Origin of the sequence: Actinacidiphila acidipaludis, assembly GCF_019890725.1 — a bacterium.
In the GTDB taxonomy this organism is placed as follows: domain Bacteria; phylum Actinomycetota; class Actinomycetes; order Streptomycetales; family Streptomycetaceae; genus Actinacidiphila; species Actinacidiphila acidipaludis.
Genome location: NZ_JAINZZ010000062.1, coordinates 40,967 through 47,859 on the forward strand (window position 1 = coordinate 40,967; position 6,893 = coordinate 47,859).

The following is a 6,893-nucleotide window of genomic DNA, read 5'->3' on the forward strand; positions in this document are numbered from 1 at the left end:
GGGCTCCTTCGCAGAGCGGTGATCTTCGGTGATCAACTGGGATGATCTTCGGTTGAGCCAACCACACTGTCGGCACTGCGATGAAACAACGAACCAAGGAGTGCCGTCAAGGCACCGTGGAGAGCCCGCCGCGCGGGTCAGAGCAGGGTCCGGGCCAGCGCGGCGGCACCGGGCGCGCCGTCCGCCGTGGGATACAGCCGCAGCCCCAGACCGGACAGCCGCGCCGAGACCCGGGACAGCAGCGGTCCCCCGGGACCCAGCAGCCCGCCGGTGAGTACCAGCGGCTCCCCCGCCAGCGGGTGCAGCGCCCCCACCGAGGCCGTCAGCAGCGCCGCCGCCTCGTCCAGCAGGCGCAGCGCCACCGCGTCGCCGGCGTCGGCCGCCGCCACCGCGGCGGGGCTGAGCAGGGCGAGCTGCGGGGGCGGCTGGCCGTAGGCACGCGTGACGACGGCCTCGCTGAGCTGCCACCGCTCCTCGAAGTCCGGCAGCCGGCCCGCGGGCAGCAGTGCCGTCTCCCCCAGGTAGTGCGCGGTGACGGCGGCCACCAGCGCGGTCCAGGGCCCGCGCCCGTCCAGTGCCTCCAGCGCCGCCCGCACGGTGCGGCCGCCCAGCCAGTAGCCGCTGCCCTCGTCGCCCAGCAGCCAGCCGTGGCCGTCGATCACGGCGGCCCGCTTGCGCCCGGCCAGCCGGGTGGCGATCGCGCCGGTGCCGGCGATGAGCACCAGCCCGTCGACGGGCGCACCGGGGGCGGCGGCCAGCGCCACCTCCGTGTCGCCGCCGACCCCGACGGCCGCGCCGGAGATCCCGTTGGCGGTCAGCGCGTCCGCCAGGCAGGACAGGGCGAGCCCCTGCCCGCGCTCGCTGCCCAGGCCCTCGGCCGCGCCCGCGAAGCCGCCGAACGCGGCGACCACCCGCCCCCGGGCGGCGGGCGGCACGGCCTGGGCGATCGCGTCGGTCAGGTGCCGGGTCAGGTCGGCGCGGCCGACGCTCAGGGCGTTGCCGGGGCCGCCGCTGCCGCGGCTCAGCACGGCGGCGGCGGGATCGACGGGGGCGGCCCCGGAGCCGGAGGCGGCGCCGGAGCCGGTTGCGGGGCCGCCGCCGGGCTCGGGAGCCGGTTCGGCGAGGGCCAGGCACGCGCGGCTGCGGGTGCCGCCCGCGTCGATACCGATCACCAGCGGCTGGCTGTAGATTTCACTCATCAACCCGCATGGTGGTTGATGGATTCACTCCTGCACAAGACCCGACGGGACGCGTGTCATGATCACCGCTCTGATCCGCTCCGAACTTCCGCGGATGTCCGGTTCCCTGCGCAAGGTCGGCGAGCTCGTGCTGGCCGACCCGGTGGCGGCCACCCACGGCTCGGCGGCGGAACTGGGCCGCAGGACCGGCACCTCGCAGGCCACGGTGACGCGTTTCTGCCGGGCGCTGGGCCTGGAGTCCTACCAGCAGCTGCTGATCGAGCTGGCGCAGGAGCAGGGCCGGGCCGAGGCCGAGGCGCGCGGCGCCGCGCTGGGGCCGCGGATCGGCCCGGACGACGACCTGGAGCAGGTCATCGCGGTGGTCGCGGAGGCCGATCTGCAGGCGCTGCGGCACACCGCCGACCTGCTGGACCGCGAGGCGCTGGAACGGGCCGCGCAGGCCCTCGCCAGGGCCCGCAGGATCGACGTCTACGGCGTCGGAGGCTCTGGCATCGTGGCGCACGAGACGCAGGCCCGGCTGTTCGGGATCGGCTGCCAGGCCCACGCCTGGACCGAGGTGCACGCGGCGGAGACCTCAGCGGCCCTTCTGACGCCCTCGGACGCCGTGGTGGCCGTCTCGCACTCGGGTGCCACCCGGGAGGTCCTGGAGCCGCTGCGGATGGCCGCGGAGCGCGGCGCCACCACGGTCGCCGTCACCGGCGATCCGCGCTCGCCCGTCGCGCAGGCCGCGGACGTCCGTCTGACGTCGTTCTCCGGCGAGACCAGCTTTCGGCAGGGCAACTTCGGCACCCGCCACTCCGTCCTGCTGATCGTGGACTGCCTGTACGCGCGGGTGGCCCAGCTCACCTACGAACGGGCCACCGCGTCGATCGCGTTGACGTCCCACATCGCCCAGGGGCACAGCACGAAAAGAGCCCCCGGCCGCCGGGCCGGCTCAGCGGGCTGAGCCTGACCCCGGACCGGGGGCGCTTCCGTCAGATCTCGCCGCGGAGCTTCGCGAGGGCCTCGGCGAGGATCGCCTCGCCGTCGGCGGCCGAGCGGCGCTCCCGGACGTAGGCCAGGTGCGTCTTGTAGGGCTCGGTCCGCGGCGGCGCCGGCGGGTTCTCCTCGTCCTGCCCGGCCGGGAAGCCGCAGCGGGGGCAGTCCCAGGTCTCCGGGATCTGCGCGTCGCTGGCGAAGCTCGGCTGGGTCTCGTGCCCGTTGGAGCACCAGAAGGAGATGCGCAGCCTGGGCGCGGACTCGCCGCGCTCCGCCTCTCCCATCGGCCCCGCTCCGACCCGACTGCCACGGATCGCGTTGCCACTTGCCACGGTCGTAACTCCCTGCGTGATGGTGCTGCGAGGTCGCCCATTGCCGGAGACCGGTTCGCCCCCGCGCCTGGCGGGAAAGGGCACGGTATCCCAAGACGCGCTTCCATGATAAGTCGTGGATGCGCCGCTTTGGCGACGAGCCGTCAGTTCGGCCTGAACGACGGCTTTTTCGGGACGTTACTTCTGGTACTTCATCACCAGGCCGAGCGTGACGATGCACGCGAACCACAGCAGGCCGACGACCACGGTGATGCGGTCGAGGTTGCGCTCGGCCACCGAGGAACCGCCGACGGAGGACTGCATGCCACCGCCGAACATGTCCGACAGGCCGCCGCCCTTCCCCTTGTGCATCAGCACGAGCAGCAGGAGCAGCAGGCTGAAGATGATGAGGGCGATGGAGAACCCGATGACCACGGCTGGACCAACTCTCTCGACTACACGACGGCACTGAATGACTACGGCGCGGGGCCGGCGGCGGTCACCTGCACACCGCACCGGCCCCGACAGGGTACTTCACACGTGTCCGGACTTCACTGGTCCCGGAAGCGGACGATCCTCACGAACTCGTCGGCGTCCAGCGACGCACCGCCGACCAGGGCACCGTCGATGTCCGGCCTGGCCATGATCTCGGCCACGTTGCCGGCCTTCACCGAGCCGCCGTACTGGATGCGAACCTGGTCCGCCACCTCCTGCGAGTACAGCTCGGCGAGCTTGCCGCGGATCGCCGCGCAGACCTCCTGCGCGTCGTCCGAGCCGCAGACCTTGCCGGTGCCGATGGCCCACACCGGCTCGTAGGCGATCACCACGGTCGCGGCCTGCTCGGCCGGCAGACCCTTGAGGCCGCCCTCGACCTGCGCGAGCGTGTGCGGCACGTGGTCGCCCGCCTCGCGGACCGCCAGCTCCTCACCGACGCACATGATCGGGGTCAGGCCGTGCTTGAAGGCGGCCTTGACCTTGGCGTTCACCTGCTCGTCGGTCTCGTGGTGGTACTGGCGCCGCTCGGAGTGGCCGACGGCCACGTAGGAGCACTTCAGCTTCGACAGCATCGGCCCGGAGATCTCGCCGGTGTAGGCGCCGGAGTCGTGGGCCGAGATGTCCTGGGCGCCGTACTTGATCCTCAGCTTGTCGCCGTCGACCAGGGTCTGCACCGACCGCAGGTCGGTGAACGGCGTCAGCACCGCGACCTCGACCGCGTCGAAGTCCTTGTCGTTCAGCCCGAAGGCGAGCTTCTGGACGTGCGCGATGGCCTCGAGGTGGTTGAGGTTCATCTTCCAGTTGCCCGCCATCAGCGGCGTGCGGGTGTTCTGTTCGGTCATGGTGTTTCAGCCCTCCAGCGCGGCGAGCCCCGGCAGGGTCTTGCCTTCCAGGTATTCCAGACTGGCTCCGCCACCGGTCGAGATGTGGCCGAAGGCGTTCTCGTCGAAGCCCAGGATGCGGACCGCGGCGGCCGAGTCGCCGCCGCCGACCACGGTGAAGGCCGGGGCATCGATCAGCGCCTGGGCGACGGCGCGGGTGCCGTCGGCGTAGTCGGGGTGCTCGAACACGCCCATCGGGCCGTTCCAGAACACGGTGGCGGTGTCGGCCAGCTTCGCGGCGAACAGCTTCCGCGACTCCGGGCCGATGTCCAGGCCGATCATGTCGGCCGGGATGGCGTCGACCGGCGCGGTGGCCGGCGAGGACGGCGCCTTGGTCTTCAGGTCGGGGAACTCGGTGGCGCCGACCACGTCGACCGGCAGCACGAACTCCACGCCCTTGGCCTCGGCGCGCTCCAGGTACTCCCGGACGGCCGGGAGCTGGTCCTCCTGCAGCAGGCTCCTGCCCACCTCGTGGCCCTGGGCCTTGAGGAAGGTGAAGACCATGCCGCCGCCGACCAGGATGCGGTCGGCCTTCTCCAGCAGGTGGTCGATCACGCCGAGCTTGTCGGACACCTTGGAGCCGCCGAGCACGACCGCGTAGGGACGCGAGACGTCCTCGGTGAGCTTCTTCAGCACGCCGACCTCGGTGGCGATCAGGCCGCCCGCGGCGTGCGGCAGCCGCGCCGGGAGGTCGTAGACGGAGGCGTGCTTGCGGTGCACCGCGCCGAAGCCGTCGCCGACGTACAGGTCGGCGAGCGCGGCCAGCTGGTCGGCGAACGCGCCGCGCTCCGCGTCGTCCTTGGCGGTCTCGCCCGCGTTGAAGCGCAGGTTCTCCAGCAGGGCGACCTGGCCGTCGGCCAGGCCCGCCACCGTGGCGGTGGCGCTGTCGCCGACGGTGTCTGCGGCGAACGCGACGTCGCGGCCGAGCAGTTCACCGAGCCGCGCGGCGACCGGGGCGAGCGAGAACTGCGGGTCGGGCGCGCCATTGGGGCGGCCCAGGTGCGAGGCGACGATCACCTTGGCCCCGGCCTCGGCGAGTCGGGAGATGGTCGGGGCGGCGGCGCGGATGCGGCCGTCGTCGGTGATCGTGCCGTCGGAGAGAGGGACGTTCAGGTCGGAGCGGACGAACACCCGCTTGCCGGACACCTGCCCCTCGGCGAGGAGGTCGTCGATCGTCTTCATGAAGGGGTCTCCTGAGGTCTGAACGGGATGTCGGCATGCGGACAGGGCCCGGGGGGTGCGTGCTCGCACCCCTCCGGGCCCTGTCCGTCACATCACGGTGCGCTGCGGGCGCGCGGTCAGAGCTGGCCGCCGACGAAGACCGCGAGGTCCACGAGGCGGTTGGAGTAGCCCCACTCGTTGTCGTACCAGCCGATGACCTTGACGGTCTTGCCCTGGACCATGGTCAGGGAGGCGTCGAAGGTGCAGGACGCCGGCGTGTTGACGATGTCCGAGGAGACGATCTGGTCCTCGGTGTACACCAGCAGGTTCTTCAGCTGGCCCTCGGCGGCCTTCTGGAAGGCGGCGTTGACCTCGTCCTTGGTGACCTCGCGCTCCAGGTCGACCACCAGGTCGGTGACCGAGCCGGTCGGGACCGGGACGCGCATGGCCATGCCGTCCAGCTTGCCCTTGAGCTCCGGGATGACCAGCGCGGTGGCCTTGGCGGCGCCCGTGGTGGTCGGGATGATGTTCTCCGCGGCGGCCCGCGCGCGGCGCAGGTCCTTGTGCGGGAAGTCCAGGATGCGCTGGTCGTTGGTGTACGCGTGGACCGTGGTCATCAGGCCCTTGACGATGCCGAAGTTCTCCAGCAGCACCTTCGCCATCGGCGCCACGCAGTTGGTGGTGCACGAGGCGTTGGAGATGATGTTGTGCTTCGCGGGGTCGTACTTCTCCTGGTTGACCCCCATGACGATGGTGATGTCCTCGTCCTTGGCGGGCGCCGAGATGATGACCTTCTTGGCGCCGCCCGCGAGGTGCTTGCCGGCGTCGGCGGCCTTGGTGAAGATGCCGGTCGACTCGATCACGATGTCGACGCCCAGCTCGCCCCACTTGATGGCGGCGGGGTCGCGCTCGGCGAGCACCTTGATGGTGTGGCCGTCCACGGTGATGGTGTCGGCGGTGTGCGTCACCTCGGCCTTGAGACGGCCGAGGATGGTGTCGTACTTCAGCAGGTGCGCGGTGGTCGCGGTGTCACCGAGGTCGTTGACCGCCACGACCTCGACGTCGGCGCCCTGTTCCAGGATGGCGCGGAAGAAGTTACGACCGATACGGCCAAAGCCGTTGATGCCTACCCGGATCGTCACGAACCGATCTCCTCGCTCAGATGCCGGAGTCCCTCTCCGGCTGCGAAATATGGGATGTCCCCGACCACTGCTGAGCCTACCCGCCCCGCGACGCGGTCGCGTCACGGGGCCGCGCCGCGCCGCTCTGGCAGGTTCGCTCCACGCTGGGGATTCCGTCCCCGGCGGCCGCCTCGGGCCCCTCGGGAGGCCGCCCCACAGCGGTCAGGGGGCGGTCCCTGCGGGAGACCGGCCGAGGATCAGCCGACCATCTCGTCGGTGAGGTTCGCCTCGGTCCCGGGCATGCCCAGATCGGACGCCCGCTTGTCCGCCATGGCCAGCAGCCGCCGGATCCGGCCGGCCACGGCGTCCTTGGTCAGCGGCGGCTCGGCCAGCGAGCCCAGCTCCTCCAGCGACGCCTGCTTGTGGTCCATCCGCAGCCGGCCCGCGGCCGCGAGGTGCTCCGGGACCTCCTCGCCGAGGATCTCCAGCGCGCGCTGCACACGGGCGCCGGCCGCCACCGCGGCCCGCGCGGACCTGCGCAGGTTGGCGTCGTCGAAGTTGGCGAGCCGGTTGGCGGTGGCCCGCACCTCGCGGCGCATCCGGCGCTCTTCCCAGGCCAGCACCGAGTCGTGGGCGCCGAGCCGGGTCAGCAGCGCGCCGATCGCGTCGCCGTCGCGCACCACCACGCGGTCCACGTTGCGGACCTCGCGCGCCTTGGCCGGGATCTGCAGCCGGCGGGCCGCGCCG

At 72.0% G+C, this 6,893-nt stretch carries 8 protein-coding genes; 1 reads left to right on the forward strand and 7 read right to left on the reverse strand.

What is annotated here, in order from left to right; genetic code table 11:
• Window positions 1-137 precede the first annotated feature (137 nt).
• Window positions 138-1,199 (reverse strand): BadF/BadG/BcrA/BcrD ATPase family protein, encoded by a 1,062-nt coding sequence (locus K7862_RS31305; protein ID WP_222968242.1) that lies wholly within the window; start codon window positions 1,197-1,199, stop codon window positions 138-140.
• 58 nt (window positions 1,200-1,257) lie between these two features.
• On the opposite strand from K7862_RS31305, the gene K7862_RS31310 reads away from it, so the two are divergent.
• Window positions 1,258-2,145: a MurR/RpiR family transcriptional regulator gene (locus K7862_RS31310; protein WP_222968244.1), complete on the forward strand. Its 888-nt coding sequence runs from the start codon at window positions 1,258-1,260 to the stop codon at window positions 2,143-2,145.
• A gap of 28 nt (window positions 2,146-2,173) precedes the next feature.
• Here the strand turns inward: K7862_RS31310 and K7862_RS31315 are convergent, their stop codons facing one another.
• The 6 genes from K7862_RS31315 to whiA all read right to left on the reverse strand — a co-directional run.
• Window positions 2,174-2,509 (reverse strand): RNA polymerase-binding protein RbpA, encoded by a 336-nt coding sequence (locus K7862_RS31315; RefSeq protein ID WP_073497103.1) that lies wholly within the window; start codon window positions 2,507-2,509, stop codon window positions 2,174-2,176.
• Between the two features lie 177 nt (window positions 2,510-2,686).
• Window positions 2,687-2,923 carry a preprotein translocase subunit SecG gene (gene secG, locus K7862_RS31320; protein WP_222968246.1) on the reverse strand — a complete coding sequence of 79 codons (237 nt, stop codon included), beginning with the start codon at window positions 2,921-2,923 and terminating at the stop codon, window positions 2,687-2,689.
• 116 nt (window positions 2,924-3,039) lie between these two features.
• A complete protein-coding gene (tpiA, locus tag K7862_RS31325) occupies window positions 3,040-3,795 on the reverse strand; it encodes a triose-phosphate isomerase (protein ID WP_222968256.1) in 756 nt (251 codons plus the stop codon).
• Window positions 3,796-3,831: 36 nt separating this feature from the next.
• The gene (locus tag K7862_RS31330) at window positions 3,832-5,046 is read right to left on the reverse strand and encodes a phosphoglycerate kinase (protein WP_222968248.1); all 1,215 of its coding nucleotides are present in this window, start codon (window positions 5,044-5,046) and stop codon (window positions 3,832-3,834) included.
• A 116-nt stretch (window positions 5,047-5,162) separates the two neighbouring features.
• Window positions 5,163-6,167, reverse strand: coding sequence for a type I glyceraldehyde-3-phosphate dehydrogenase (gene gap / locus K7862_RS31335; RefSeq protein WP_222968250.1), 1,005 nt, complete (start codon window positions 6,165-6,167; stop codon window positions 5,163-5,165).
• A gap of 236 nt (window positions 6,168-6,403) precedes the next feature.
• Window positions 6,404-6,893, reverse strand: a 490-nt coding sequence (gene whiA / locus K7862_RS31340) for a DNA-binding protein WhiA (protein WP_222968251.1), incomplete at its 5' end; no start/stop codon positions are given.

Coding starts and splice junctions, on each gene's coding strand:
- K7862_RS31305 (WP_222968242.1), bottom strand. CDS start 1,199: ATGAGTGAAATCTACAGCCAGCCGCTGGTGATCGGTATCGACGCGGGC.
- K7862_RS31310 (WP_222968244.1), top strand. CDS start 1,258: ATGATCACCGCTCTGATCCGCTCCGAACTTCCGCGGATGTCCGGTTCC.
- tpiA (WP_222968256.1), bottom strand. CDS start 3,795: ATGGCGGGCAACTGGAAGATGAACCTCAACCACCTCGAGGCCATCGCG.
- K7862_RS31330 (WP_222968248.1), bottom strand. CDS start 5,046: ATGAAGACGATCGACGACCTCCTCGCCGAGGGGCAGGTGTCCGGCAAG.